At 66.4% G+C, this 26,455-nt stretch carries 28 protein-coding genes and 1 tRNA gene; 17 read left to right on the forward strand and 12 right to left on the reverse strand.

All coding sequences use genetic code 11. From position 1 onward, the window contains the following. The first annotated feature begins 2 nt into the window (after positions 1-2). Genes QX204_RS00790 through QX204_RS00825 form a run of 8 tightly spaced genes read left to right on the forward strand, consistent with a single transcriptional unit; the run spans position 3 to position 8,385 of the window. Positions 3-1,205, forward strand: a complete 1,203-nt coding sequence (locus QX204_RS00790) for an MCE family protein (protein WP_301904724.1) — start codon at positions 3-5, stop codon at positions 1,203-1,205. Continuing rightward, a complete protein-coding gene (locus QX204_RS00795) occupies positions 1,202-2,230 on the forward strand; it encodes an MCE family protein (RefSeq protein WP_301904726.1) in 1,029 nt (342 codons plus the stop codon). The genes QX204_RS00790 and QX204_RS00795 overlap by 4 nt, the downstream gene beginning before the upstream one ends. Beyond that, entirely contained in the window at positions 2,223-3,290 is a 1,068-nt protein-coding gene (locus QX204_RS00800; protein ID WP_301904727.1) for an MCE family protein, read from the forward strand. Before QX204_RS00795 ends, QX204_RS00800 begins: the two co-directional genes overlap by 8 nt. Next, on the forward strand, positions 3,287-4,546 hold the full coding sequence (locus QX204_RS00805; RefSeq protein WP_301904729.1) for an MCE family protein: 1,260 nt from the start codon (positions 3,287-3,289) through the stop codon (positions 4,544-4,546). Before QX204_RS00800 ends, QX204_RS00805 begins: the two co-directional genes overlap by 4 nt. Continuing rightward, complete coding sequence (locus QX204_RS00810) at positions 4,543-5,769, forward strand: MCE family protein (RefSeq protein ID WP_301904731.1); 1,227 nt, start codon at positions 4,543-4,545, stop codon at positions 5,767-5,769. The genes QX204_RS00805 and QX204_RS00810 overlap by 4 nt, the downstream gene beginning before the upstream one ends. Next, complete coding sequence (locus QX204_RS00815; RefSeq protein WP_301904733.1) at positions 5,766-7,169, forward strand: MCE family protein; 1,404 nt, start codon at positions 5,766-5,768, stop codon at positions 7,167-7,169. The genes QX204_RS00810 and QX204_RS00815 overlap by 4 nt, the downstream gene beginning before the upstream one ends. Next, a complete protein-coding gene (locus tag QX204_RS00820) occupies positions 7,166-7,903 on the forward strand; it encodes an Rv1363c family protein (RefSeq protein ID WP_301904735.1) in 738 nt (245 codons plus the stop codon). Before QX204_RS00815 ends, QX204_RS00820 begins: the two co-directional genes overlap by 4 nt. Then, on the forward strand, positions 7,900-8,385 hold the full coding sequence (locus QX204_RS00825; protein WP_301904736.1) for a h domain protein: 486 nt from the start codon (positions 7,900-7,902) through the stop codon (positions 8,383-8,385). The genes QX204_RS00820 and QX204_RS00825 overlap by 4 nt, the downstream gene beginning before the upstream one ends. A gap of 1 nt (position 8,386) precedes the next feature. Here the strand turns inward: QX204_RS00825 and QX204_RS00830 are convergent, their stop codons facing one another. The 4 genes from QX204_RS00830 to QX204_RS00845 form a co-directional block, all read right to left on the reverse strand. After that, a complete protein-coding gene (locus QX204_RS00830) occupies positions 8,387-9,769 on the reverse strand; it encodes a sensor histidine kinase (protein WP_301908214.1) in 1,383 nt (460 codons plus the stop codon). 32 nt (positions 9,770-9,801) lie between these two features. After that, a complete protein-coding gene (locus QX204_RS00835) occupies positions 9,802-10,515 on the reverse strand; it encodes a response regulator transcription factor (RefSeq protein ID WP_301904737.1) in 714 nt (237 codons plus the stop codon). Between the two features lie 64 nt (positions 10,516-10,579). Next, a complete protein-coding gene (locus QX204_RS00840) occupies positions 10,580-12,109 on the reverse strand; it encodes an alpha,alpha-trehalose-phosphate synthase (UDP-forming) (RefSeq protein WP_301908215.1) in 1,530 nt (509 codons plus the stop codon). A 44-nt stretch (positions 12,110-12,153) separates the two neighbouring features. After that, on the reverse strand, positions 12,154-12,312 hold the full coding sequence (locus QX204_RS00845) for a hypothetical protein (protein ID WP_165610244.1): 159 nt from the start codon (positions 12,310-12,312) through the stop codon (positions 12,154-12,156). Between the two features lie 174 nt (positions 12,313-12,486). Here QX204_RS00845 and QX204_RS00850 point away from each other — a divergent pair, with 174 nt between their 5' ends. The 5 genes from QX204_RS00850 (at position 12,487) to QX204_RS00870 (ending at position 15,560) form a co-directional block, all read left to right on the forward strand. Beyond that, a complete protein-coding gene (locus tag QX204_RS00850; RefSeq protein WP_301904738.1) occupies positions 12,487-13,320 on the forward strand; it encodes an alpha/beta fold hydrolase in 834 nt (277 codons plus the stop codon). A 129-nt stretch (positions 13,321-13,449) separates the two neighbouring features. Then, positions 13,450-13,686: an MbtH family protein gene (locus QX204_RS00855; RefSeq protein ID WP_022565839.1), complete on the forward strand. Its 237-nt coding sequence runs from the start codon at positions 13,450-13,452 to the stop codon at positions 13,684-13,686. Positions 13,687-13,763: 77 nt separating this feature from the next. Then, positions 13,764-13,835, forward strand: a tRNA-Thr gene (locus tag QX204_RS00860). A gap of 157 nt (positions 13,836-13,992) precedes the next feature. Continuing rightward, positions 13,993-14,340, forward strand: coding sequence for a YciI family protein (locus tag QX204_RS00865; RefSeq protein WP_301904739.1), 348 nt, complete (start codon positions 13,993-13,995; stop codon positions 14,338-14,340). Then, positions 14,337-15,560, forward strand: coding sequence for an RNA polymerase sigma factor (locus tag QX204_RS00870; protein WP_301904740.1), 1,224 nt, complete (start codon positions 14,337-14,339; stop codon positions 15,558-15,560). The genes QX204_RS00865 and QX204_RS00870 overlap by 4 nt, the downstream gene beginning before the upstream one ends. Positions 15,561-15,599: 39 nt before the next feature. On the opposite strand, the gene QX204_RS00875 is transcribed toward QX204_RS00870, so the two are convergent. Beyond that, positions 15,600-16,601 (reverse strand): 1-aminocyclopropane-1-carboxylate deaminase/D-cysteine desulfhydrase, encoded by a 1,002-nt coding sequence (locus QX204_RS00875; RefSeq protein ID WP_301904741.1) that lies wholly within the window; start codon positions 16,599-16,601, stop codon positions 15,600-15,602. Positions 16,602-17,007: 406 nt separating this feature from the next. Between QX204_RS00875 and QX204_RS00880 the strand changes: the two genes are divergently transcribed. Then, entirely contained in the window at positions 17,008-17,433 is a 426-nt protein-coding gene (locus QX204_RS00880) for a DUF6069 family protein (RefSeq protein ID WP_301904742.1), read from the forward strand. 98 nt (positions 17,434-17,531) lie between these two features. On the opposite strand, the gene QX204_RS00885 is transcribed toward QX204_RS00880, so the two are convergent. From QX204_RS00885 to QX204_RS00910, 6 genes are all read right to left on the reverse strand, one after another. Continuing rightward, positions 17,532-18,287 (reverse strand): ESX secretion-associated protein EspG, encoded by a 756-nt coding sequence (locus tag QX204_RS00885; RefSeq protein ID WP_301904743.1) that lies wholly within the window; start codon positions 18,285-18,287, stop codon positions 17,532-17,534. Beyond that, on the reverse strand, positions 18,284-19,681 hold the full coding sequence (locus QX204_RS00890) for a hypothetical protein (RefSeq protein WP_301904744.1): 1,398 nt from the start codon (positions 19,679-19,681) through the stop codon (positions 18,284-18,286). Before QX204_RS00890 ends, QX204_RS00885 begins: the two co-directional genes overlap by 4 nt. 15 nt (positions 19,682-19,696) lie before the next feature. Then, positions 19,697-20,089, reverse strand: coding sequence for a hypothetical protein (locus QX204_RS00895; RefSeq protein ID WP_301904745.1), 393 nt, complete (start codon positions 20,087-20,089; stop codon positions 19,697-19,699). 27 nt (positions 20,090-20,116) lie between these two features. After that, the gene (locus QX204_RS00900; protein WP_301904746.1) at positions 20,117-20,638 is read right to left on the reverse strand and encodes a DUF3558 domain-containing protein; all 522 of its coding nucleotides are present in this window, start codon (positions 20,636-20,638) and stop codon (positions 20,117-20,119) included. A gap of 80 nt (positions 20,639-20,718) precedes the next feature. After that, positions 20,719-21,144: an HIT family protein gene (locus QX204_RS00905; RefSeq protein ID WP_301904747.1), complete on the reverse strand. Its 426-nt coding sequence runs from the start codon at positions 21,142-21,144 to the stop codon at positions 20,719-20,721. 14 nt (positions 21,145-21,158) lie between these two features. After that, the gene (locus tag QX204_RS00910; protein ID WP_056818801.1) at positions 21,159-21,536 is read right to left on the reverse strand and encodes a PH domain-containing protein; all 378 of its coding nucleotides are present in this window, start codon (positions 21,534-21,536) and stop codon (positions 21,159-21,161) included. 169 nt (positions 21,537-21,705) lie between these two features. Here QX204_RS00910 and purD point away from each other — a divergent pair, with 169 nt between their 5' ends. Further along, complete coding sequence (gene purD / locus QX204_RS00915; RefSeq protein ID WP_301904748.1) at positions 21,706-22,989, forward strand: phosphoribosylamine--glycine ligase; 1,284 nt, start codon at positions 21,706-21,708, stop codon at positions 22,987-22,989. Between the two features lie 220 nt (positions 22,990-23,209). Here purD and QX204_RS00920 read toward each other — a convergent pair whose 3' ends face one another. Further along, positions 23,210-24,322, reverse strand: coding sequence for a M23 family metallopeptidase (locus tag QX204_RS00920; protein WP_301904749.1), 1,113 nt, complete (start codon positions 24,320-24,322; stop codon positions 23,210-23,212). A gap of 154 nt (positions 24,323-24,476) precedes the next feature. On the opposite strand from QX204_RS00920, the gene QX204_RS00925 reads away from it, so the two are divergent. Next, a complete protein-coding gene (locus QX204_RS00925; RefSeq protein ID WP_301904750.1) occupies positions 24,477-25,640 on the forward strand; it encodes a pyridoxal phosphate-dependent aminotransferase in 1,164 nt (387 codons plus the stop codon). Between the two features lie 157 nt (positions 25,641-25,797). Next, complete coding sequence (locus QX204_RS00930) at positions 25,798-26,451, forward strand: TetR/AcrR family transcriptional regulator (protein ID WP_301904751.1); 654 nt, start codon at positions 25,798-25,800, stop codon at positions 26,449-26,451. Positions 26,452-26,455 lie beyond the last annotated feature (4 nt).

Genomic DNA, 26,455 nt, shown 5'->3' on the forward strand with positions numbered 1-26,455 from the left:
TGATGGACACTTCACGGTTCGTTGCCGCATTGCAGGGCGGGCTCGGGCGCAAGCTCGCCGCGCTCACGATGGTCGGCTTGCTCGTAGGGCTCGCGGTCTTCGCGTTCGCCCTGTTCCAAGGCGCGTTCACCACCACCGCGAAGGTAGTGGTCGACGCTCCCCGCTCCGGTCTCGTACTCGACCCCGACGCCAAGGTGAAGGTGCGCGGCGTCGAGATCGGCCGGGTCGCCGAGATCAACCTGCGCGACGACGGTGCGCAGATCCTGCTCGAGGTCGATCCCGAACAGCTGAAGCTGGTGCCGTCGAACGCGGGAGTCGATATTCGCTCGACCACGGTGTTCGGCGCCAAGTACGTGAACTTCGTTGTCCCCGAACAGCCTTCGTCCAGCCCGCTGAAGCCGGGCAGCACGGTCGCGGCGAGCTCGGTGACGGTCGAGTTCAACACGCTGTTCCAGCACCTGTCCGATGTGCTCGCTCAGGTGGAACCGGAGAAGCTCAACGCCACGCTGACCGCGCTCGGCACCGCGTTGCAGGGCCGCGGCGACAAGTTCGGCGACCTGCTCGTCCGGTCGGACCGCTACCTGCGCGAGATCAACCCGTATCTGCCCACGCTGCAACAGGATCTGGACAAGACAGCCCAGGTGACCGACATCTACGCCGATGCCTCCGGTGCGCTGCTGCGCACGGTGGACAACGCCACGGTGACCGCGAAGACGATCTCGGAGTTGCAAGCCGAACTCGACAATGTGCTGGTGAACGTGATCGGGCTGTCCGATACCACCGGTTCGGTGCTGCGGGAGAACGAACACGACCTCGTCACCGCGCTCGACCTGCTGCGGCCGACGACGAGCCTGCTCTTCGAATACGCACCCGCGCTCGGCTGCATCATCGACGGCCTCGGCCCGCTGATGCCGATCGCGGAGGACATGTTCGGCGGCCTGCTGCCCGGTGTCGGCATGAACGCCTCGTTCATGCTCGGGGACAAGCCTTACACCTACCCAGAGGACCTGCCCAAGGTGAACGCCACCGGCGGACCGCATTGTGAGGGCGTGGTCGACCGGGTGCCGGAAAGCCACTCGAACTATGTGGTGACCGATACCAACCAGGGCGCGCCGTACACGCCGCGCCACGGTGCACCCGAATTGAACAGCGCACCAAAGGTTTTCCAGCTTTTGCTGGAAGGACTGCCGGGAGTGACACGGTGAAGAACACGGCGACGACAGTCAAGCTCGCGATCTTCACCGTGGTGATGACGCTGGTGTTCGCCGGCCTGGCGATCGTGCTCAGTCAGGCACGGTTCTCCAGCGAGAACAGCTACAAGGCGGTGTTCACCAACTCCTCGGGCATGCTGCCCGGGTCGAAGGTACGGATCGCCGGTGTGCCGGTCGGCTCGGTGTCCTCGGTGAAGGTCGGCGACGACGACCTCGCGCACGTCGAGTTCGACGTGGATACCAAGTACTCCGTGCTCTCGAGCACCCGCCTGGTGATCAAGTACGAGAACCTCGTCGGCGACCGGTATCTGGAACTCCAGGAGGGGCCGGGCTCGGCGCGTCGACTGCCGGACGGTTCCACCATCGGCAAGGAGCAGACCACGCCCGCGCTGGATCTGGACCTGCTGCTCGGCGGGTTCAAGCCGCTGCTGCGCGGCCTGGATCCGGGTCAGGTCAACGACCTGACCTCGGCGCTGCTGCAGATCTTCCAGGGGCAGGGCGGCACGCTGGTCTCGCTGCTCAACAGCGGCGGCAGCTTCGCCAAGACCCTCAGCGATCGCGATGCCCTGATCGGCAGCGTGATCGACAACCTGAACACCGTGCTGGGCACCATCGACGATCGGGACGAGCAGTTCGCCACCACGATCGCGGAATTGCAGCGCCTGGTCAGCGGATTGGCCGCCGAACGCGACCCGATCGGCGCAGCGCTGCCGCGGATCGCCGGTGCGACAAAGGAACTCAACGACCTGTTGACCACCGCGCGCCCAGATCTGCGCAACACCATCGCGCAGACCGGCAGGTTGGCCACCAACCTCGACAACGGCTCCGACCATATCGAGTGGGTGCTCGGGAAGCTGCCCGACACCTACAAACAGCTCACCCGCATCGGCGCCTATGGGTCGTTCCTGCAGCTGTATGTGTGCGGCACCAACTTCCTGATCGACGGCCCGAACGGCCAGACGATGGAGGTCTTGGCGCCAGGTCTGCAGGCGACCGGAAGGTGTACGCCCAATGAATGAGAAGAATTCGTCGGCCGTCATCGTCGGCATCGTCGGCATCGTGCTGGTGGTGACGATCTCGCTCGCCACGCTGCAATACACCAAGCTGCCGTTCATCCGCTCCGGTGCGACCTTCACCGCGTACTTCGTCGACGCGGGCGGGCTGGTGCCCGGTGATCCGGTGCACGTCGCCGGTGTGCGTTCCGGCGAAGTCGACCAGGTCTCGCTCGACGGTCCCAAGGTGCTGGTGAAGTTCACCCTCGACGAGTCGATCGTGCTGGGCCAGAAGACCTCTGCCGCGATCAAGACCAACACGGTCCTCGGTCGCAAGTCCCTGGACGTGCTGCCGACCGGACCGGGCGCGCTGCGCACGGACGACACCATCCCGCTCGAGCGGACCACCTCGCCGTATTCGCTCAACGAGGCGCTCAGCGACCTCGGCGCGACCGTGCGCGACCTCGACCTGGACCAGGTCGACAAGACGCTGGACGTGCTCTCGACCGCTTTCGCCGACACCCCTGGTCCGCTGCGCAATGCCCTCGACGGCGTCACCGCGCTCTCGCGCAGCATCAATACGCGCGACCAGGCGCTGACCGAGCTGCTCGGCCGGGCCCAGAACGTCACCAAGATCCTGGCCGACCGCAGCTCACAGATCAACGCGCTGCTGCTGGACGGGAACAATCTGCTCGGCGAACTCGACAACCGGCGCGCCGCGATCAACCAGCTCATCGTCTACGTCGATTCCGTCGCCAAGCAGCTCTCCGGGCTGGTCGCCGACAACGAGGCACAGATGAAGCCGACGCTGGACCGGCTCAATTCGGTGCTCGGCATGTTGCAGCGCAACAAGGACAACCTGTCGAACGCGCTCGAGAATCTCGGCCCCTACGCTTCGGCTCTCGGTGAGCAGGTCGGCAGCGGTCCGTGGTTCAACGCCTACGTGGTGAACGCGACGAGTACCGAACTGCGCCCGCTGGTCGACGCGCTGGTCTGGCCCGAGCATCTGCCGCAGGACGTGATCGATATCTTTACCAATCCGAGGCCGCCGGGCATCGTGCCTTCTCAGGAGGATCCGCCGCGATGAGCATCGCATCGACAGTGCGCGGCGTGCCGCGCTGGACGCTCGCGGTCGCCGCGGTGGTGATCGTCGCGCTGGTCGCGGTCGGGGTCTACATCACTCTCGGCGTCGGCAAGACCAAGATCACTGCCGCTTTCACCTCGACCACCGGCCTGTACGCGGGTGACGAGGTGCGGATGCTCGGCGTGGAGATCGGCAAGATCGACGCGATCGAGCCCGGCGAGGGCCGGGTACAGGTGCGGATGTCGATCGACAGTGACATCGATCTGCCCGCCGACGCGCGTGCCGTGCTCATCGCGCCCTCGCTGGTGTCGGCGCGCTTCATCCAGCTGGCGCCCGCCTACACCGGCGGCCCGAAGCTGGCCGACGGTGCGCAGATCCCGATCGAGCGCACTGCGGTCCCGGTGGAGTGGGACGACATCAAGGCTGAACTGTCCAATCTCGCAACGGCTCTCGGGCCGGTCGGCGATGACGAGCAGGGCTCCTTCGGCCGTTTTGTCGACACCGCCGCGAACAACCTGGACGGCAACGGCCAGAGGTTCCGTGACACCCTGCGTGAGCTGTCGGCGACGCTGAATACGTTGTCCGACGGGCGAACCGACCTGTTCGGCACCATTCGCAACCTGCAGAAGTTCGTCGAGGTGCTCTCGGCGAGCAACGAGCAGATCGTGCAGTTCGGTGGCCGGTTGGCCTCGGTGGCCTCGGTGCTCGCAGGCGCGTCCGAGGAACTCGTCGCGGGACTCGACAGCCTGGATGTGGCGCTCGCGGACGTGAAGCGCTTCCTCGAAGGCAGCGGCGCCGAGCTCACCGAGGGTGTCGAGCGACTTGCCGATGTCACCCAGACGCTGGTCGACAAGCGGCCGGAGATCGAACGGGTGCTCCATTCCGCGCCGACCGCGCTGGTGAACTTCTACCAGATCTACAAGCCGGCTCAGGGCTCGCTCACCGGCGCTGTGGCGCTGAACAATACGGCCAATCCGATGAGCTTCCTGTGTGGTTCCGTCCGTGCGCTCGAGAACAACGACTCGGACCGGTCGGCGGATCTGTGCGCGGAATTCCTTGCCCCGGTGATCAGCTCGTTGGCGATGAACTACGCGCCGATCATGCTCAACCCCGGCAGCGGTGTGACGGCCTTCCCCGAACAGTTGACGTACAGCCCGCCGAGTCTGGCCGCAGAGGTAGCACCCGAACGGTCGTCGTCGGCGCCCGTCACTGTGCCGAACGGTCTTGCCGGACTTGCGGTTCCAGGAGGACAGCGATGAGGCCCCAACGCAAGCTCGCCGGGCTGGCGGTGGGCGTCGCTGTGACGCTCGGCGCTACCGGCTGTCAGTGGGACGGACTGAACTCGCTGCCCATGCCCGGCTCGGAGGGTCGGGGTCCCGGTTCGTACACCGTGCGGATCCAGATGCCCAATGTCACGACGCTCACCCGGAATTCGCCGGTGCGAGTGGACGACGTCGAGGTCGGCAATGTCACCGGAATCGAGGTCGAGGGGTGGCACGCGCTGGTCACGGTGTCGCTGAATCCCGAGGTGAAACTCCCCGCCAACGCGATCGCCAAGATCGGCCAGACCAGCTTGCTCGGCAGCAATCACGTGGAGCTGTCCGCGCCTACCTCGACGCCGCCGCAGGGTGAGCTTCGTAATGACGACGTGATCCCGCTCGAGCGGGCGGGGGCGTACCCCACCACCGAGCAGGTGCTGTCCTCGCTGTCGGTAGTGCTCAACGGCGGTGGCATCGCCCAGCTCGAGACCATCACCAGCGAGCTGAACGCGGCGCTCAACGGCCGCGAGGCCGAGATCGCCGATCTGCTGCCGCAGCTCGACCAGCTCGTCACCGGCCTGGACAAGCAGACCGGCGACATCATCGCCGCGATGGAGGGCCTCGACCGGCTGGCGGGCAACCTCGCCGACCAGAAGGACGTGCTGGCCCGCGCGATCGACGAGATCCACCCGGCACTGACCGTGCTCGCCGACCGCACCGCCAACATCACCAGGGCGATCACCTCGCTGGGTGAGCTCAGCGATGTCACCGAGCGGATCATCCAGACCAGCGGTGACGATCTCAAGGCCAACCTGGCCAGCCTCGGCCCGGTGCTCGAGACCCTGGCGAACACCGGCACCAACCTCATCGACGCGATGGGCATCCTGCCCACCTTCCCGTTCCCGATCAAGAACATCGGCAACGCGATCAAGGGCGACTACCTCAACCTCTTCATCACCTTCGACCTGACCGGTAAGCGCTTGGACAGCAACTGGCTCACCGGTACTCCGCTCGGCGGACGCTTCGGTGGCGTCGAGGGCGTGGTCGGTAGTTTCGCGCCGTCGACCGCCACTGACGCGGGCGACCCGACCAAGCTCCCGTCGGCGCCCGCGCCGGCCGCGGGACCCGCGCCCGCACTGCCCGGACTGCCCTCCATTCCCGGCTTGCCGTCCATTCCCGGTATCACCGTGCCGCTGCCCGGCCAGGAAGGGGCGGGACGATGAAACTCACCAAGTTCGTCCATGTTCAGCTCGCGATCTTCGCGGTCCTCACCGTGATCGGCCTGGTCGTGATGGGCGGGACGTATGTGCAGCTGCCCGCGATGTTCGGCATCGGCCGCTACAACGTGGTCGTGCAGCTCGCCGCCACCGGCGGGTTGTATCCGACCGCCAATGTGTCCTACCGCGGCACCAACATCGGCAAGGTCGAAGCTGTGCGGCTCACCCCCGCCGGGGTCGAGGCGGATCTGTCGATCAACAGCGACTACAAGGTGCCGTCGGACTCGACCGCCTGGGTGCGCAGTGTTTCGGCGATCGGTGAGCAGTACGTCGACCTGGTGCCCGAGGTCGGTGCCGACTCCGGCACCCTGCGCGACGGTTCGGTGATTCCGGTCCAGCGCACCAGGCTGCCCCAGGATGTCGGCGCGCTGCTCGACCAGTCCGACAAGCTGCTGTCCACCGTCGCCGATACCCGGCTGCGTCAGGTGATCGACGAGGCGTTCGCGGCGTTCAACGGCGCCGGGCCCGACCTGCAGCGGTTCATCGACTCGGCGGCGCTGCTGGTGCAGCAGGCCGAGACCGATGTGGAGCCGACCAAGAAGCTGCTCGATCAGATCGGCCCGCTGCTGGACACCCAGATCCAGACCGAAGCCGATATCCGTTCCTGGACAACAGATCTCGCGACCCTCACCGATCAGCTGCGCGAACACGACCCCACGTTGCGAAACCTGTTGTACAACAGCCCGTCGGCGATGCAGAAGGTCAACGAGCAGTTCCAGAGTCTGCGCCCGACGCTGCCGCTGCTGATGAGCAACCTGGTCAGCCTCGGTCAGGTCGGGGTGACGTATCACGCTGGTGTCGAACAGCTTCTGGTCGTCTTCCCGCCGTTGATCGCGGCACTGCGGACCGTCATTCGCGGGCCCGCGCTGTACGGCGTGATGGTCGACTTCATGACCGTCATCAATGACCCGCCCGCCTGCACGACAGGCTTCCTGCCTGCCGATCAGTGGCGTCAGCCGAGCGATTTCTCCCCGGTGGACACCCCCGAAGGGCTTTACTGCAAGGTGGCTCAGGATTCTCCGATCGAAGTGCGCGGCATCCGCAACTCGCCGTGCATGGAGTTTCCCGGAGTCAGGGCGCCCACTCCCGAACTGTGCCGAACGGGGTACGTGCCGCAGGGCACGAACCCGCCGTTCGGTGCGCCGCAGCCGGTAGCGCCGGCGTCGGCACCCACCGGCGCGTCCACCGGCGGGGTCACCCCCGCCGCCGCGCGCCCCTACGATCCGTCCACCGGCAGCTATCTCGGCCCGGACGGTCGCATGTACCGCCAAGGTGATATCGCCTCCGACGGTTCGGGCACTGTCCCGGCCAGCTGGCAGGCGATGTTGGAGGAGCAGCAACGATGAGTGAGAACAGCAACCGCCGTCCACGTCGGCGGGCAGCGCGTTCGGCCGGTCCGCCGGTAGATGATGTGAAGGTCGTCGATGGGAACGTCGACGCGGGTGCGGTGGAACCGACCGAGTCGGTTAGTGCCGAGGTGGCTCCCGACGAGGCCGCCACGGTGGTCGCGGCTCCTGTCGAGCTGCGCAAGTCCGATGTGGTCGCCGAGGACGACGACGATTCGGCCGAGCTCGACGAAGAAGATGCGAAGCTGACGCGGCTCGGGCAGATCATCGGGCTCGCCGCCGCCGCGGTACTGGTGTTGGCGCTGGTCGTCGGTGCCGGGTTCGCCGCGTTCGCCGCGCGGTCGGGGAGCCAGGACGAGGATCTGCGCGCGCAGTACACCCAGACCGCGCGTCAGGCGGTCATCAACCTGACCACCATTCGCGCCGACTCCGCCAAGGAAGACATCGACCGGATCCTGGCGGTGGCCTCGGGGGAGTTCAAGAACGAGTTCGACGGTCGCGTCGATCCGTTCATGGATGTGGTGAAGCAGGCGAAGGTGGTCTCCACCGGCGAGGTCGTCGAGTCGGGCATCGAGTCCGTCGACGAGAATTCGGCCAAGGTTCTGGTCGCCGCCAAGCAGATGGTGAGCAATACCGGTTCGGCCGAACCGCAGTCGCGGCAGTACCGATTCCGGATCACGGTGTCGAACGGCGATTCCGGGATGACCGTGTCGAAAGTGGAGTTCGTGGGATGAGCAATCGAATCAAGATCGTCTTCGGAGCCCTCGCGGCGGCTGGTCTGATCGCGGCCCTTGTCCTCGGGGTCAGTGGTTATCATCTGTGGCAGCAGGACAAGACCGAGCAGGCACGCGCCGATGCGATGACCACCGCGAGCCGGACGGTGAGCGCGATGTTCACCTATGAACCCGCCACCGTCGACACCGAACTACCGAGGGCCGCCGACAATCTCACCGAGTCGTTCAGGGCCGAATACCTCACACTGATCCAGCAGGCCATCGCGCCGGGCGCCAAGGAGAAGCAGCTCACCGTCAAGGCCACCACCCAGGCCGAGGGCATCGTCTCCGCCGACCCTGAGAAGGCGGTCGTCCTGCTCTACCTGAACCAGCTCACCACCAGCAAGGACTCGCCGGAGGGCACCACCTCGGGCAGCCGCGTGCGGGTCTCGCTGGACAAGGCCGACAACCGCTGGCTGGTCGCCCAGGTCACGCCGGTCTGACCTACTCGCCGCGCGGTAGGCGCACCACGAAGGTGGCGCCGCCGCCCGGGGTCGATTCGACGCGCACTGTGCCGCCGTGCGCCGCGACGAGCGCGGCCACGATGGACAGGCCGAGCCCGCTGCCGCTTGTGTGCACGCGGCGGGTGCGGGAGGCGTCGGCTCGGTAGAAGCGTTCGAAGACGTGGTCGGCTTCCTCGGTGGACAGCCCTGGACCGGTGTCGACGACCTCGAGCTGGACCTCGTCGGCGGCGGGGGTCAGGCGGACGGTGATCGAGGTGCCGTCGGGGGTGTGGGTGCGGGCGTTGCCGAGGAGATTGGTGAGGACCTGGCGGAGGCGATGTTCGTCGCCGAGGATTTCCAGGGTGCCCGCGCCTTCGGCGATCTCGAGGGTGATCGGGCGGTGTTGTCCTTCGGCGGCTTCGACCGCGCGGGCGCTGTGGACGGCGTCGCCCGCCATCGCCAGCAGATCCACCGGGCGCAGCTCGATGGGTCGTTGGGCGTCGAGGCGGGCCAGCATGAGCAGGTCTTCGACCAGCAACCCCATGCGCTGGGCCTCGTGCTCGATGCGGTTCATGAACATTGCCGGGTCGGTGGTCGCGCCCTGCCGGTACAGCTCCGCGAAGCCGCGGATCGTGGTGAGGGGCGTGCGCAGTTCGTGGCTGGCGTCGGCGACGAAACGGCGCATCTTCGCCTCGGATTCGCGCGCGGCGGTTTCGGAGGCCTCGGTGGCCGCGAAAGCCTGCTGGATCTGGGTCAGCATGCTGTTCAGCGAGCGCGACAGTCGGTCCACCTCGGTGACATTGCCGTGCACCGGAATTCGATGATGCAGCTCGCCGCCCGCGATCGCCGCCGCCGTCGCTTCGACCCGGCGCAGCGGTCGCAAGCTGGCGCGCACCACGAAATAGGCCGCGATGGCCAAGGCGATCAGCACGATGGCGCCGACGATCAATTGCAGCACAACGAGATTGCGCAGCGTCTCGATGTTCTCGGCCAGCGGCCACGCGACCGTCGCCGTCGCACGATGGCCGTTGACCGTGAGCACTCGCCACTGGTCGCCCGAGTCGTCGAGCGAGCCGACCGTGGCCGGCTGTAGTGCGGGAGGGTCGGGGAGATCGGGCTCGGCATTCGTGCCGAAGACATTGTCGAGGCGTACCTTTCGGGTGCCGTCGGTGCTCTCGGCCGTCACGAAGTAGCGCCCGGGCGGCTGCCCGGACTCCGAGGAGGGCGGTGGAAGATTCGGTGCGGGCAGCCCCACCCGCCGCTCCCATTCCATCGCCGCGTCCTGCAACTGCTGATCGGTGCGGTTCTGCAGCGAGTTCTCCATCGCCTTGGTCACCACGAAACTCGAAGCGACCAAACCGAATCCGGCCAACGCGACCAACATCAGCACCAACGTCACCCGCAGGGGGAGTCTGCTCACCGCTTCGGCTCACGCATCACATAGCCGACCCCACGCAACGTGTGGATCAATCGTTGGTCGCCGGTGTCGACCTTCTTGCGCAGATACGACACGTAGGTCTCCACCACGCCGACTTCACCACCGAAGTCGTAGCGCCACACGTGATCCAGGATCCGCGGTTTGCTCAGCACGCTACCCGCGTTCACCATGAAATAGCGCAACAGCGTGAACTCGGTGGGAGACAACGCAACCGGCTCGCCGTCCTTCCACACCTCGTGCGTGTCGTCGTCGAGTTCGATATCGGCGAAGCGCAACCGGGTGCTCGCCCGCTCGGGCTCGGCGTGGCCGGCGCGACGCAGGATCACCCGCAGCCGCGCCACCACCTCCTCCAGGCTGAACGGCTTGGTGACGTAGTCGTCGGCGCCGAGGGTGAGCCCGGTGATCTTGTCGTCGACATCGTCGCGCGCGGTCAGGAACAGCACCGGCGCGTCGATCCCGTCGGCGCGCAGCCTGCGCAGCAGACCGAAGCCGTCCATGCCGGGCATCATCACGTCGACGATCAGCGCCTGCGGCCGGAACGTGCGCGCCCGATCCAGCGCCTCGGCGCCGTCGGCGGCCGTCGCCACCTCGAACCCCTGGTAGCGCAGGCTCACCGCCAGCAGTTCGACGATCATCGGTTCGTCGTCGACGACGAGTACCCGCGCCTCGGGCACCTCAGGCACACCACTCATGCCCCTATGCTCCACCACCCCGCTGGGAAGTGGCTGGACCGACGCTGTGAGGTCGCTGTGTGCCTCAGCGCTGGTCGGCGGGGAAGGTCTGCTCGTCGCTCATCAGGGCCGATCCGGCGATATTGCTGTGCGACAGCGCGTCGAGGAAGGCGCGCGCCCAGCGTTCGACGTCGTGGGTCAGCACCTGACGGCGCAGCGACCGCATCCGGCGGCGTTTGGTGTCGCGATCGTCGTCGAGTGCGCCGATGATCGCGTCCTTCACGCTGTCCAGGTCGTGCGGGTTGCACAGGTAGGACTGGCGCAGCTCCGCCGCCGCGCCGGTGAACTCGCTCAGCACCAGGGCGCCGTTGAGGTCGCTGTGGCAGGCCACGTACTCCTTGGCGACCAGGTTCATGCCGTCGCGCAGGGGCGTCACCAGCATGGCGTCGGCGGCGATGAAGAAGGCGATCAGTTCGTCGCGGGGGATCGGGCGGTGCAGATAGTGCACGACCGGGTAGCCGACGCGGGCGAATTCACCGTTGATCCGGCCCACCTGACGTTCGATGTCGCCGCGCATCTTGATGTAGCTCTGCACGCGTTCGCGGCTGGGAGTGGCCAGCTGCACCATCACCGTCTCGGTCGGGTCGACGCGGCCCTCTTCGAGGAGTTCCTGCAGCGCGTTGAGCCGGATGTCGATGCCCTTGGTGTAGTCGAGGCGGTCGACGCCGAGCATGATGTTCTTGGGATTGCCCAGCTCGGCCCGGATCTGCGCGGCCCGCTCGCGCACCGAACGACGGCGGGAGGACTCGTCGAGTTCGGCGGAATCGATCGAGATGGGGAACGCGCCCACCCGGACCGTGCGGAAACCGACCTGCACGACACCCAGTTTCGAGCGAACCCCGATGGTGCCGCGTGAGGTGGGCTGACCGGCCAGTCTGCGGGCCAGGTAGAGGAAGTTCTGTGCCCCGCCCGGCAGGTGGAAACCGATCAGGTCGGCGCCGAGCAGGCCCTCGACGATTTCGGTGCGCCACGGCATCTGCATGAACAGTTCGACCGGCGGGAAGGGGATGTGCAGGAAGAAGCCGATGGTCAGATCGGGGCGGAGCATGCGCAGCATCTTGGGCACCAACTGCAGCTGGTAGTCCTGCACCCAGACTGTCGCGCCCTCGGCGGCCACCTTCGCGGTCTCCTCGGCGAAGCGCCGGTTGACCTCGACATAGGCCGCCCACCACGCCCTGTCGTACACCGGGCGCACGATCACATCGTGGTAGAGCGGCCACAGCGTGCCGTTGGAGAACCCCTCGTAGTAGTCCTCCACCTCCTGCGCCGTGAGCGGCACCGGATACAGCTCGAGCCCGTCTTCGATAATCGGTTCGACCTCGACATCGGGCACGCCGGCCCAGCCGACCCAGGCGCCTTTGTTGCTGCGCAACACCGGTTCCAGCGCGGTCACCAGCCCGCCGGGGCTGCGCTTCCATCGGGTGGTGCCGTCGGGCAGGCGCTCGAGGTCGACCGGAAGCCGGTTGGCGACGACAACGAATCCCGAACCCGCACCGGTCGGTGCGAGGGGTTCACTGCTTTCGGACGGACGGTCATTGGACGGTTGGTCGATCATTTGGTCCACTCACGCATCCTTATGCGTCGCAGGGGTGCGCTGTGTCAGGCGGGGGCGATGCCGAGCATGGACAGCAGCATGCGGCACTCGTCGGCGTCTTCGGCGTGTGCCGCGACGACCTTCTGTGCCTGGCGGGCGGTTTCGTCGGCAAGCGGCTCGAGTTCGTCGTCGGCGATGTCGTTGGCGGTGCTCTTCGCGGCCATAATGGGTTCGTCCTCCCGGTTTCCCTGCGCTCTACCTGCGAGTGATCAATACTATCGGGCGCCGGCGCACGGCCGATGAAGTAGCGACGCGGAACACCCCGCCCCGGTGCCGTGTCGTGGCGGTCCCGTTACCGTGGGGTAGCACACGATCAACCCCGCAGAGAGGTTTGTTTCATGCCACTGGCCACGGTGAACGGCATCGCACTGAATTATCAGGTCAAGGGCGACCGTACCAAGGGCACGGACGTCAAGGGCGGTGGTCCGCTGGTGGTGTTGATCATGGGGACCGGGTCGCCGGGGCGCGTGTGGGAGCTGCATCAGGTTCCCGCGCTGGTCGCGGCGGGTTATCGGGTCTGCGTATTCGACAACCGGGGGATCGCGCCGACTTTCGAGGCCGCGGGCGGAATGCGGATCGAGGAGTTGGTCGCCGACACCGCCGCGCTGATCGAGTTCCTCGACGAGGGTCCCGCGCTGATCGCGGGGACCTCGATGGGCGCGCGGGTGGCACAGGAACTGGCGCTGGCCCGGCCCGATCTGGTGCGCAAGGCCGTGTTCATGGCCGGTCACGGCAGGCTCGATCAGTTCCAGAAGACGCTGTCGGCCGGTGAGCAGGAGCTCGACGCGTCGGCCGTGAAGCTGCCCGCGAAGTTCGAGGCGGCCTTGAGCGCGGTGATGAATTTGTCACCGGCGACGATGGCCGACACCAATGCGGCACGCGACTGGCTCGACCTGTTCGAGTTCACAGTGGGGGCCCCTTCGCCCGGTGTCCGGGCACAGCGGGCCATGGACCACGAGTTCGACCGGGTCGCCGCCTACCGTTCGATTACGGTGCCCTGCTTGGCAATTGGGTTCGCCGACGATCGGATGATTCCGCCGTACCTGTCGCGTGAGGTGGCCGAGGCCATTCCCGGCGCCCGCTATCAGGAGATTCCGGATACCGGACATTACGGGTACCTGGAGCGTCCCGAGGCGGTCAACAAGATCCTGCTCGATTTCTTCGCCGCATGACACTCTGACCGGAACAGCATCGGGTAACTCCCTACCAGTAACGTATGCCTTGCTAGGGTCGACACAACGCTCGTGGCTTAGCGGCCGCGCAGTGATCCTGTACACAGCGCCAGTATCCAGTGAGGTGAAATGAGCACCAACCCCTTCGACGACGAGGACGGCCGCTTCTTCGTTCTGGTCAACGATGAAGAGCAGCACTCCCTGTGGCCCGCGTTTGCGGAGGTCCCGGCGGGCTGGCGTGTCGTGTTCGGCGAAGAAAGCCGGGCAGCGTGCGTCGAGTACGTCGAGAAGAACTGGACCGACATGCGGCCCAAGAGCCTGCGTGACGCGATGGCCGCCGACGACGCAGCTCGCGCCCAGTCCTGATCTCCTCCGCCACCGCGTGACACCCATCCGGTGTCACGCGGTCGGCGTGCGCGGTTATGATGGTCGCCGCAGTACCCGCCTCCTTAGCTCAGTGGTAGAGCACCGCTCTTGTAAAGCGAAGGTCGTCAGTTCAATCCTGACAGGGGGCTCACTATTGATGAAGGCTCCGACCCAGGTCGGGGCCTTTTTTCATGCCCGGGTAAGAAAGTTTCAGAAATCTCGGGGTGCGTTGTCGTATTCGTGTCCGGCCGTTCGTGGTGTGAGTAGAGGCAGCCGTTCGGCGGCCACCGACGAAGGGAGATCGCCATGACCAAGTACCTGCTTTCCGTTGTTGTCGACCCGAGTGTCTACGACATTCCGCAGGAGCAGGCGCAGCCGCAGTACGACGCCACGGGGAGGTTCAACGACGAGCTCCAGGCCGAGGGCGTGTGGGTGTTCGCGGGCGGGCTCGGGCGGGTCGACGAGGCGACCACGGTGGACAACACCGGAGCTGACGTGGTTGTCACCGACGGGCCGTATGCCGAGACCAAGGAATGCCTGGGCGGGTTCTGGGTCGTGGAGGTCCCCGACCTCGACGCCGCGCTGAAGATCGCCGCCAGGGCGTCGAAGGTCTGCGAGCAGAAGATCGAGATCAGGACCTTCGACGGCGCATGAGCGACGACACTCGCGCGCGGATCGATCGGATCTATCGCGAGGAGTACGGCCGGGTGGTCGCCTCGCTCGCTCGCCGTTTCGGTGATCTCGACATCGCCGAGGACGCCGCGGGCGAGGCCCTGCTCACAGCCATCGAACGGTGGCCGGTCGACGGCATACCGCCCAACCCGGGCGGCTGGCTGACGAAGACCGCGGGCAACCGCGCGATCGACCGGATCCGCCGTGAATCACTGCGCGACGCGAAACACCAGGCAGCCATGATCATCGACGATCACACACCGCACGAACCGACCGGACCGGTCAACGACGATCGCCTCCGGCTCGTATTCACTTGTTGCCATCCGGCATTGGCGCCGGAGGCGCGAGTCGCGCTGACACTCCGCCTGCTCGGCGGGCTCACGGTCGGCGAGATCGCTCGTGCGTTCCTTGTTGCCGAAACGACGATGGCGCAACGTATCACCCGCGCCAAAGCCAAGATCAAGGCCGCGCACATCCCGTTCCGAGTTCCCGATCGCGATGACGTCACCGATCGGCTCGGCGGGGTGCTGGCCGTCATCTATCTGGTCTTCAACGAGGGATATCTGGCCGGCGCGCAATCGATTCGAACCGATTTGATGGCCGAGGCGATCCGGCTCGGTCGCATCATGCGAGATCTGCTGCCCGACGACGGCGAGGTTGCCGGGTTGCTCGCGCTGATGTTGCTCATCGACGCGCGCAGTGCGGCGCGCTTCGCGGGCGGAGAACTGGTGACGCTCGACGAGCAGGACCGTGGCGGCTGGGATCACGCCCTCATCGCCGAGGGACACGCGCTCGTGCGTGAGTGCCTGGGTCGCGTCGCTGCGGGCGGGGCTCGACCCGGCCGCTATCAGCTCATGGCGGCGATCAACGCCGTGCACACCGACGCATCGGACTTCCGCGATACCGACTGGAACCAGATCGTCGCCCTCTATAACCAGCTCTATGCCGTGACCCCGACCGCGATAGTCGCCCTCAATCGAGCCGTCGCCGTCGCCGAACTCGACGGTCCGAATGTAGCTCTGGCGCAGATAGATGCACTGCCGCTCGACGGGTACCACGCCTGGCACGCCGCGCGCGCCGATCTGCTGCGCAGGTTGGGGCGCGGCGCCGAGGCGAAGTCCGCCTACGACGCCGCGATCGCCGCCACCCAGAACCCGGCGGAGCGCGCGTACCTGACCAGGAGGCGCGAGCATCTCGTGTAGCCGGGGATGGCGGTAGTGCTGGGGTCGTCACACGCCCGGTCAGCGCGGTCCGTTCGTATTGAGGTAGAGGACTGGGCCGTCGCCGAATCTGCCCTGCTCGTTCATCGACAGCAGTGCCGCCATGGCCTTGGCTGTGTAGACGGGTTCGAGGTTCAGGTGCTCATGGTCGGCGGACAAGGTCTGGGCGCGTTCGCCTCCCGCGGTGGGGTGGCCGTAGCCGCTGCCGAGCCAGTCGGTGACGATATCGATGTCCTCGACTCGTGGTTCGAGATCCGACAGGTCCGCGCCTCGCTCGCGCAGCAGTCGCGCGGTACGGCGGGCGAGCCCGGTAATCGTCGCCGGGTCCAACCGCAGCGTGTCGTTGACTACGACACCGACTGCTCGGGTCGTCAAGCCCGCCATTCGCAAACCGAGCTGCAGCCCCGCGATCGTGCCGCCGGATCCGACGGCGGTCACGATGTGGGTGGGCTCGGGTAGCTCGCCGCGGTGGACTTGTCCGGCCAGTTCGAGCGCGGCCTCGACGTATCCGAGGACGCCGACCGGCGAGGATCCGCCGGGCGGCAGGTAGTAGGGCAGATGCCGCCCGCTGGTATGCCGGGCGAACAGCAGCGGCGCGGTGAGAATGGTCCGCGCCTTCGAACGCGTGAAATAGAGCGTGGCGCCGCTGTTCTCGAGTCGACTCAGCTGTGCGCGGACGTGCTCGTCCACGGGCTGGTCGACGAGGGCGAGAACGGTGCCGAGTCCGTGGTCGCGTCCATACAGGGCGACAGCCAGTCCCCAGTTCGTACCCACTCCGCCGACGGTGAGGATGGTCCGGGAGCCGCGCCGGTGCGCATCGGGGAGAATCCATTCCAGCTTGCGGACTTTATTGCCACCCCACCCGCCGTCGCCGAAGGCGCAGTCGTCCTTGAGCCAGATCGGCGCGCCACCGGCAGGCAGCGCATCGAGTCGACGGACCGGCGTCGGGCCCGAGCTCAGTCCGATATGCGGCAGGGTTTCACGTAGACGTGGAAAGCGTTGGTGCAGAAGCGGAGTGTTCATCAGCTGCCGTTCGTCAGGACAATGTCGTGGAACTGGTCGCCGATCCGTGAGCGCGGCACGTTTCCCTCCTCGGATTCGGTGCTGCCCAACTCTCGCAACCCTTGTCGCGAAAGTCGAACAACTTGCCCAAACCGCACTGAACGCCGCAAGCGCCCGCCACTCGATGATCCGGCCAGCTGACGAGCGCTACGCCACGGAGAGGTCTGCGCCGGAACACTGCATGGTCTGGCCCGCCGACAGGCCGGAGGTGCCTAAGCGTCGGTCAGGCGAACCGTGCCCCGGCCGTCACGGGATACCGATCCGTGCCGCCGAAAGAACTTTCCGAGACCTGTCGTATTCGACCGGTCCTGTTCGTGGAACTGAGGAGAGGCGGCAACGGGCTGCCCACACCACATAGGAGCTCGACATGACCACTTCCGCTTACGCCGCGTCCACCGTCCGCAGCAGCTCCACCTTCTGGCGTCCGGCCGCACTGGCGGCTGTCGTCGCCGCGGCCGCGACAACGGCCGTAGCCGCTATCGCCCACGCCGCCGGTGTTTCCCTCGCAATCGAAGGCGAACAGATCCCCCTCGCCGGATTCACCCAGCTCACCTTGATCTTCGCCGCGATCGGCATCCTCTTCGCCGCCGCCCTACGCAAGTGGGCCCGAAACCCCCGCACGGTGTTCGTGCGCACCACGATCGCCCTGACCGCGCTGTCGCTCGTCCCCGACCTGATCGTGAACGCAGCCGCCGACACCAAGCTCACCCTGATGCTCACCCACCTCGTCGCCGCCGCGATCGTCGTCCCGGTGGTCGCCGCTCGGCTCGTTCATCAGGTCTCGCCTGAATGACGGAGTCGCCGTTGTCCGGATGCGATGGCGGAGGTGGTCGTGTACAGACGCCCCGTGGCTGTACACGATCTACCTGTCGATTCAGCGAGTGGTGCTGTCTACCAGACTGATTGGCGAGTGGTGGCGGTTGCTTGGTCGACCAGGCGTTGGAGGTCGGCTTCGATTCTGTCGGCGGTGGCAGGGGTGGCTTCTATTCGTTCGCCTTCGTGGATGAGGTAGCGGCCGTCGTTGGTGTAGTCGACCATTTGGATGGTGGTGCCGCCTTCTTGCCAGCCGTCGAGGGCTGGGCCGGCGGCTACGCGGAATTCGGCGTAGGTGGTGAAGGGGCGTTTGAGGAATTTGAGGGCTTGTTCGGCTGGGGTGCGGTGGCGGGCGTAGGGGTCGGGGGTGCTGGTGAAGTCGTCGCGGTGGACGTTGAAGCCGCCGGTGGTGCCCGCGGGGGTTTTCGGGAGGATGGCCAGCAGGCGGGCGGTGATGGCGTGGGCGGGGCGCAGGGAGATCAGGATGTTGCCGCCCTGGCCGTATTCGGGGCCGGGGAGTTGGGCGGCGACTACGCCGTTGCCTGCCTCGGTGGTGGCGCAGGCGCGGACCATCCGGGTGCGGCCGTCCAGCCGGTGGCCGAACAGTTCGATGCGGATTTCGGGGTGCGCGAGGGCGTGTAGGGCGTGGTAGAGGGATTCGTCGGTGCCCATTTTGGCGATCAGCGCGTCCGCGGCGCGACGGCATTCCAGGTCGAATTCGACCTGGGTTTCGACGCCCGCGGTGAACGTGAGGGGCCAGGGCATGCGGTCGCGGCCGAGCGTTTCCCAGGCGACCCAGAACTCGAACGGGGTCAGCTCCCAGGTGTCGGTCATGCGTCACCGCCGATCACCGGCGGAACGTGCAGGCGTTCGGGGCCGAGCAGTTCTTCGTGAACGCCGCGCAGGTAGTCGGGGGCCTGGTGCTCGTTCTCGTCGTCCTTGCCGCCGCCGCGTGCACCGGGCGCGCCCATTCCGCCCATGCCGGATGTGCCTGCGCGGCCCGAGGATGCGCCGGAACCCGCGCCCGCTCCCGTGCCCGCGCCCTGCTTCTGACCGGCGGTGCCGGGGACTGCCGCGCCGGGGGTGCCCGCGCCTGCTCCGCCGCTCGCACCCGCACCTGCACCAGCGCCTGCTCCGCCGCCGGAGCCGAGCCCGCCAGGGGACGTACCGGCCGGGGTCGTGCCCGGGGTTGTTCCTGACGGGGTAGTGGCAGTCGGGGTTTCCGGAGTTGTAGTGGCTGCGGTGGTCTCGTCGCCAGTGGTGTCGTCGGTGGTCTGGTCGTCTGTGGTGTCGTCGTCACCGGGGTCGGTGGTGGGGGTTTCCGGCTCCGTGGTGGATGGAGTGGTGTCCTCGGTGCTCGGCTTCTTGTTGTTGTTGTTGTTGTTGTTGTTGTTGTTGTCCGTGGTGGTGCCGGTCAGCTCGTCCTTGGTGGTGTCGCCGGTTGGCTTGTCGGACTGGGGTTTCGTCGGCGTCGGGACCTTCGGTACCTGCGTGTCGGACTGCTCCGCGACCGGCTTGTAGACGGTCGTCATCACCTGGCGGGCAGCTGCCTCGGCGGCGTCGGCACGGCCCGCGCTGGTGCTGTCCATGACCAAGGCTGTGGTGGAGCCGAGCCCGGGCGCTACCACGTTGGAGAGAGCGGAAACGACTATCCCCGCAACAGTGGTGCTCTGTTTGTCGGACTCATGGGGCACCGAGTACTTCACCTGCTGGAAGCCGGAACGAGCTTCGGCCATCTTGTTGCCGATCAACCGCGCGGCCTGCTCAACCTTGTTGATTTCGGTGAGGTAGCTGTTGGTGCTCGACAGGGCCGAACTTGCGGCAGAACCTGCCCATCCGCGTTCCATTTCATTCTGGATATTATCGCGAAACAATTTCGCCTTATCTCTCGTGTTATCCGCGAGGGCCGTCCAGCCGTCGATGCTTGTGGTCATCTGGCCAATGTTTATCGATTCGACAAACTTAATAATGCGTGAATGGTCCATGTCGACGAATGACTCCATCGCCTGCGGAAACACTTGAGAAGCGTATTCGCCGGAGAAGCCGGACGAGAGCGCCTTGTTGTCGCCATAGATCTGTGCGCGCTCTTTGTTGCCGTCCGATTGCGCGTCCAGTTCTGACTGCGTCGGCTCAATGTTGTAATCGAACAGAGAACCTACACGATCTGCGACCGTGGGCAAGAAGGTGCTTGTATTGGAAATTCCGGCAAGGAATTCTCCGAACGACATATTATCCCCCTGAAATCAATCAAGCTTGTTGGTCTGCTGCTTTATGGCAAGCTGGGTGGCTTCGTCGCAGGCCTTGTAGGCCGCGCCGGCTTTGCGGTACATGTCAGCCATAGCGGCAAGGATTTCCTGGTGCTTAGTGATGGCATCCGTGTAGGAGCCGGAGCCCGGGCCGCCCTGTGCCAGCCGTGCAAATTTTTCACCGAGTGTTGTTGCCGACCTCAGGTCTCCGAAGGATTCGGCGAACACCATGGCCTTTGCGCGCTGGCTAAGTGAGGTAAGTTGGGCGCTGTAGTCATCACACCACCTCGCGCACCGTTCAGCTGCGTCATACTCGATTATCAGCGTTCCTGCGGCCGCCTCCCCTGCCAGGCGCTGGAATTCCTTTGCAGTTTCGTTTGTATCTGCCATCGCTGCGATCTCTTTCGTGTGCAGTCGTTACTTCGGAATGATTTCAACAAAGTGCGGCGCTGCATCGGTTACCACGGCACAGGGGTCAGTCGTCGACTTGCTGCTCGATGCCTTATTGGCTTGTAGGGTTATCCTGCCCTGGCTGGATTCGAAGACGATCCCGCATTCCTCGGCGGGGGAAAGGTCGCCGATGAGATACTGCTTGGCGGCTCTTCCCCCTACCGTGACATCTTTGAAGTCGTGAAGGTGAGTGTTCTCTTGGAATTTCTGCATGGTGTATGTCGTCGAGTAGAACGAGAGGAAAAAGTCGCCCGCAAGCCAGTTGCACCCCTTCCACTCTGCCCGTGGCACTGAGAATGGATTATCATCCTTCTTTGCAGGATCGGCACCCGCCGCCTGCAACACACTGTCCGACACCGTGCACGGATCGAACAGCTGCTCCTTGGTCAGCGGAGCCCCACTGGCCTCGGGCTGCCCATCGACCGCTGTAGAACATCCGGCGAGCGCCACAACAGCGCACACTCCGGCGGCAAAGCCAACCAGTCGCATCGTCTCTCCTCTTTCGCGCACAACAACCACTCGCTGTCTTAGACGCACGCCCGGCCGTTTCGGTTCCATCCAGGGCAAAATCAGGCGGGGACGTTGGCTCCGTAGCCGAGGTCGCGGAGGGCGGCCTTGATCTTGGTCTGGGCCTCGTCGAGGGATTCGGGGGTGGGGTCGGTGTTGGCGCCGGAGATGTCGAAGTCGCCCATGGTGTGGGCGGGGAAGACGTGGGTGTGCAGGTGGGGGACCTCGAGGCCGGCGATGAGCAGGCCCGCACGGGGGGCGTCGAAGGCGGCGCGGACGGCTTGGCCGATCTTCTGGGCGAGGGCCGTCATTCTGGCCATCACGGCGGGATCCACGTCCTGCCACTGGTCGATCTCCGCGCGCGGCACGATGAGGGTGTGGCCCTGGGTGACGGGCGCGATGGTGAGGAAGGCGACGAACTCGTCGTCCTCCCAGACGAAACGGCCGGGGATCTGACCTGCGATGATCGCGCTGAAGACGGATGCCATACGGGTGAGCGTAGCTAGACCGAGACGAAATGCGACAGGATGCCCTGCACCTCGTAGATGTCGACCTGGCGGTTGAAACGCTGCTTGACCGGCTCGTTGTCGCTGCCGATCCAGATGTAGAGCTCGGCGTCGAGGTCGAAGGTGCCTGCGGTCTCGACGGAGAAGTGGCTGATCGAGCGGTAGGGGATGCTGTGGTAGCTGACCTTGCGACCGGTGACGCCCTGTTTGTCGACCATGACCAGGCGGCGGTTGGTGAACAGCATCGCGTCGCGGACCAGGATGAACGCGGCATACACCTGTTCTCCCTGGCCGAACAGCTTCGCGTACTCCTGCTGGGCGGCGGCCGGATCTATGCGACCGGCATTGCCCATCATCCCGTCGAGCAGTCCCATGATTTTCCCCCGTTTCGGTGGCGGCTGCCGCGCCGCTCCTGGTTTTCATTGTGGCGCAGGTGAAGCCAGGCCGCGAGCGGGTTGCGCTGCGCCATTGCGAGGATCGGTGAACGCTCAGCGCGGTCGGCCCTATCGCGGAGACCGAGGGCGGCGCGACTATTCTTTGGCCGTGCGCGTACTCGTCATCGGTTCCGGAGCCCGTGAACATGCCCTCGTCCTGGCGCTGCGCCGGGATCCGTCCGTGACGGCGGTGATCGCCGCCCCGGGAAATCCCGGCATCGGCCAGCAGGCCGAGCTACGCCCGGTCGATCCCTGCTCCGGCGAAGCCGTCGCCGCGCTGGCCGCCGAAGTAGCCGCTGACCTGGTGGTGATCGGTCCCGAGGTGCCGCTGGTGCTCGGCGTCGCCGATGTCGTGCGCGCGGCCGGATTCCCGGTGTTCGGTCCGTCGGCCGACGCGGCGCGGATCGAAGGGTCGAAGGCGTTCGCGAAAGACGTGATGGCGGTAGCCGGTGTGCGGACCGCGCACAGCGAGATCGTCGACAGCCCGGCCGAGCTGGACGCGGCCCTCGACCGTTTCGGCCCGACCTGGGTGGTCAAGGACGACGGGCTCGCCGCGGGCAAGGGCGTGGTGGTGACCGCCGACCGGCGCGCGGCCCGTGATCACGGTGCCGAACTGCTCGAGCAGGGCCACCCGGTGCTGCTGGAGTCGTTCCTCGACGGTCCCGAGGTGTCGCTGTTCTGCTTGGTCGACGGCGAAACCGTGATTCCGTTGCTGCCCGCGCAGGACCACAAGCGGGTCGGCGACGGCGATTCCGGCCCGAACACCGGCGGCATGGGCGCCTACACGCCGCTGCCGTGGCTGCCGGAGGAGACGCTCACCGAGATCATCGACGACGTGGTGAAGCCGGTCGCCGCCGAACTCGTCGCGCGCGGCAGTTCGTTCTCCGGCCTGCTGTACGCGGGTCTGGCGATCGGCGCGAACGGCCCCGCTGTCGTCGAATTCAATTGCCGCTTCGGCGATCCCGAGACCCAGGCGGTGCTGGCGCTGCTGGACAGCCCGTTCGCCGAACTGCTGCACGCCACCGCGACCGGGCGACTGGCCGAGGTCGACGCACCGCGCTGGAAGGACGGTTCCGCGATCACCGTCGTGCTCGCCGCCGAGAACTACCCGGCGCGGCCGCGCACCGGCGATGTGATCACCGGCGCCGACGACGGCGCGCTGGAGGGCGAAACGCTGGTGCTGCACGCCGGTACGGATCAGCGCGAGGACAAGGCGCTGGTGTCGGCAGGTGGGCGCGTGCTGAACGTGGTCGGGGTCGGTGCGGATCTCGCGCAGGCGCGGGAGCGGGCCTATGCGCGGCTTGCCGGAATCAAGCTCACCGGCAGCCATTTCCGGACCGATATCGGTGCGACCGAAGTTGTTGTGCCGGAACGCAACAGCGTCGCGGGGTAATTCGCGCGATCGGTGATCAGCGGTGCGCGACCGCTGATCACCGATCGATCGGAAACGGGTGGTCGAGGAATGTCGCGCGGCTGCGCGGATCAGGCGCTGAGATCGAGGACGATTCGCCGTTACCGGCCTTCAGGTGGAAACGGAACTTTCCCGCCTCGGAGGAAACACTCGACAGGTTTCACATCAACATTGCCGTGATGCCGGTGCTCTCGGCGCAATGTCAATCGAGACGCAATCCGTGCATTGCGAGCCAGGCTTGTGGATCCACATGTTGACCGTTCTGGACGATCTCGAAATGCAGGTGCGGCCCGGTGGAATCGCCGCGATTGCCGATGCGCGCGATCTGCATTCCGGCGGGAACGCGCTCGCCCTGGGAGACGAAGAAGTCGTACATGTGGCCGTAGATGCTGATGGTGCCGTCGTCGTGGCGGATCCGGACCCACAGGCCGAAACCCTGCGCGGGGCCCGCTTCCACCACAGTGCCGTCGGCGACGGCGTAGATGGGGCTGCCGATGGGGCCCGCGATGTCGATGCCGCGGTGCATGGTGCCCCAGCGGGAGCCGAAGCCGGAGGTGAACGCGCCCTTCGCGGGCAGGCTGAACCCGCCGACGGACGGGGTCGATCCGGGCACCAGCACGCCGGGGACCACCGGTGCGCGCGGGCCCATCCAGTCCTGCCATTCACCCGACGCCGCGGCCGCCGCCTCCGCCTTGGCACGTTCGAGGGTGGCACGGGCCGCCGCGGCGACCACGTGCGCCTCGCGGCGCTTCTCACCTGCGGCGATGGCGTCCAGCATCGGGGTCACCGACTGCGGGTTGGGCAGCAGTTGCGGGGGATAGGCGATGGCCACGTGCAGCGCCTCGCCCGGTGCGAGCGGCCGCTCGTCGACGGCGCCGCCGAACTGTCCGTCGGCCGCCACGAACACCGCGACCGCGAGCACCCCGGCGATGAGCACGCGTCGTTCGAGCAGTACCTGACGCACCCGCTCGCGACTGGGCCTACGCGCCCACATCCCCTCGGCCTGCGCCTTGGGCCGCCGCCAGAAGACCTTGCGCACCTCACCGCTACGAAGCTCGCCCGCTATCTCACCGACCACCGGATACCGCGCGGCCCACTCGGTCATCCGATCGCGCGCGGCGACCTTGGCCGGCAGTTGTTCGCGCCAATTCGCTGGCAGAATACGGCCGTTGACGCTGACAGGTCGACGGCGAGACGGCTCGTGGTCGCGGGTCGTTTCGGTGTCGCCGCCCGCCGACGCCTCGTCCCCGATTTCCGTGCCGACAGCGGGGACGGATTCCGCGCGCTCGTCATCCGCGCGGGTGTCTTCGCCCACGCTCCGCGCCGTCGGTGTCCGCTTCATCTCGCCCCCGCGCCCCGGCCCCGACGTGACCGCGGGGGTCGCGTCGGTGGCTGCGTAATCGCTGTCGGAGCCATTGTGCCGACCATATCCGTGAACGCCCGCAATCGGGTGCTCTACCGTCTTTCGGGTGTCCAGAGAATCGCGCCGGTCGGCCATTGCCCCTTTCTACGTCATGGATGTGTGGAAAGCGGCTGCTGAACGCGCCAGGTCGCACGGCGATGTGCTGGTGCTCGCGGCGGGGCAGCCGTCGACGCAGGCGCCCGCGCCGGTACTGCGGGCGACCAGAGCCGCCATCGATCACGAATTGCTCGGTTACACCGAGACATTCGGCATTCTGCCGCTGCGCGAGGCCATCGCGGGGCATCACAGCGAGACCTACGGCTACGACGTGCACCCGGACGAGGTGGTGGTGACGACCGGGTCGTCGGGCGCGTTCACGCTGATCTTCCTCGCCGCCTTCGACGCGGGTGACACCGTGGTGGTAGCGCGCCCCGGCTACCCCGCCTACCGCAACACGCTGTCCGCGCTCGGTTGTACGGTCGTCGAATTGGACTGCGGCCCGCAGACCAGATTCCAGCCGACCGTGGCGATGCTCGAAGCGCTACCGGAGCCACCCAAAGGTCTGGTGGTCGCCAGCCCGGCCAACCCGACCGGCACCATGATCGACCCCGCCGAGCTCGCCGCGCTGGCGCACTGGTGCGAGCGGCACGGCACGCTGCTGATCTCCGACGAGATCTATCACGGCATCACCTATGCGGGTGCGAGCACGCCGACCTCCTCGGCATGGGAGTTCTCCCGCGAATCGGTGGTGATCGGTTCGGTGTCGAAGTACTTCTCGATGACCGGCTGGCGGCTGGGCTGGATGCTGGCCCCGGCCGACCTGCGCCCGGCACTGCAACGGCTGGCGTCGAATATGACGGTGTGCCCGCCCGCCATCTCCCAGTACGCGGCCGTGCACGCGTTCGGGCCGGAAGCCAAAGATGAACTGGACGGGCATGTGCGCCGCTACTCGCGCAACCGGTCGCTGCTCCTGGAGGGCCTACCCGCGATCGGAATCACCGATCTCGCACCCGCCGACGGGGCCTTCTACGCCTATGCCGATATTGGACATTTGACCGACAATTCACGCGCCTGGTGCGCCGCGGTGCTCACCGAAACCGGTGTCGCACTGGCGCCCGGACTGGATTTCGACACTGTAAATGGAAACCACACGGTCCGTTTTTCCTTCGCGGGCGCCACCGACGACATCGCCGCAGCGCTGGAGCGTCTGGGACGGTTCCTGAAGGGCTGATTCGACCCCTTGTCAACAGTGATGTGGGACAACAACTTTGCGTAGTACGAACACATCTGTGCCGGGATACGGTAAAACTCAGTTATCCCGAATTCCCAGTGTTTCCCCGATGACGATTGCGCACGGTTGAACTGATGATGACTGGCACTCCTGCACGGTGACCACCGCAACGACCCCGAAAGGCGAACGACGTCGGCAGGCTCTGGTGGCGGCGGCGGCTGAGCTGTTGCTCGAAGGCGGCTTCGACGCCGTGCGACATCGTTCGGTGGCCTCGCGAGCCGATCTTCCACTCGCTTCGACCACCTACTACTTCGAATCGCTGGAGGATCTGATCGCCCGCGCCGTCGAGTTCAGCGGCGCGATCGAACTCGACGCTATGCGCCGCCGGGTCGGCGAGGTCAGTCATCGCAGGCGCGGCACCGAGGCGACGGTCGAGCTCGTGCTCGACGTGCTCGTGGGCCCCGACGACGGCGACCTCGACGCCCGCGGCCAGCTCATCGCCCGCTACGAGCGTTCGGTGGCCTCGGCCCGTCACCCCGAGTTACGCGAGGTCCAGCTCCGACTACGTACCCAGCTGGAGGAACTGCTCGCCGACGTGCTGCGCCGCTCCGACCGGGTGGTGCGCCCCGAGCAGTTACGCAGGATGGTGGCCGTTGTCGACGGTGCGGTGGTCGCCGCGCTGATCGAGGGCCACCCCGAACCACGCCGACCGGCACGGGCCGGTTTGCTGGAAATGATCGACATCGTCGCCCCGCCCGTGGTCCCGAACATGATGCCCTCCCAGCCCGAACGGGTGCGGCAATTAGACTGAGTGC

Origin of the sequence: Nocardia sp. PE-7 (assembly GCF_030486425.1) — a bacterium.
In the GTDB taxonomy this organism is placed as follows: Bacteria; Actinomycetota; Actinomycetes; order Mycobacteriales; family Mycobacteriaceae; genus Nocardia; species Nocardia salmonicida_A.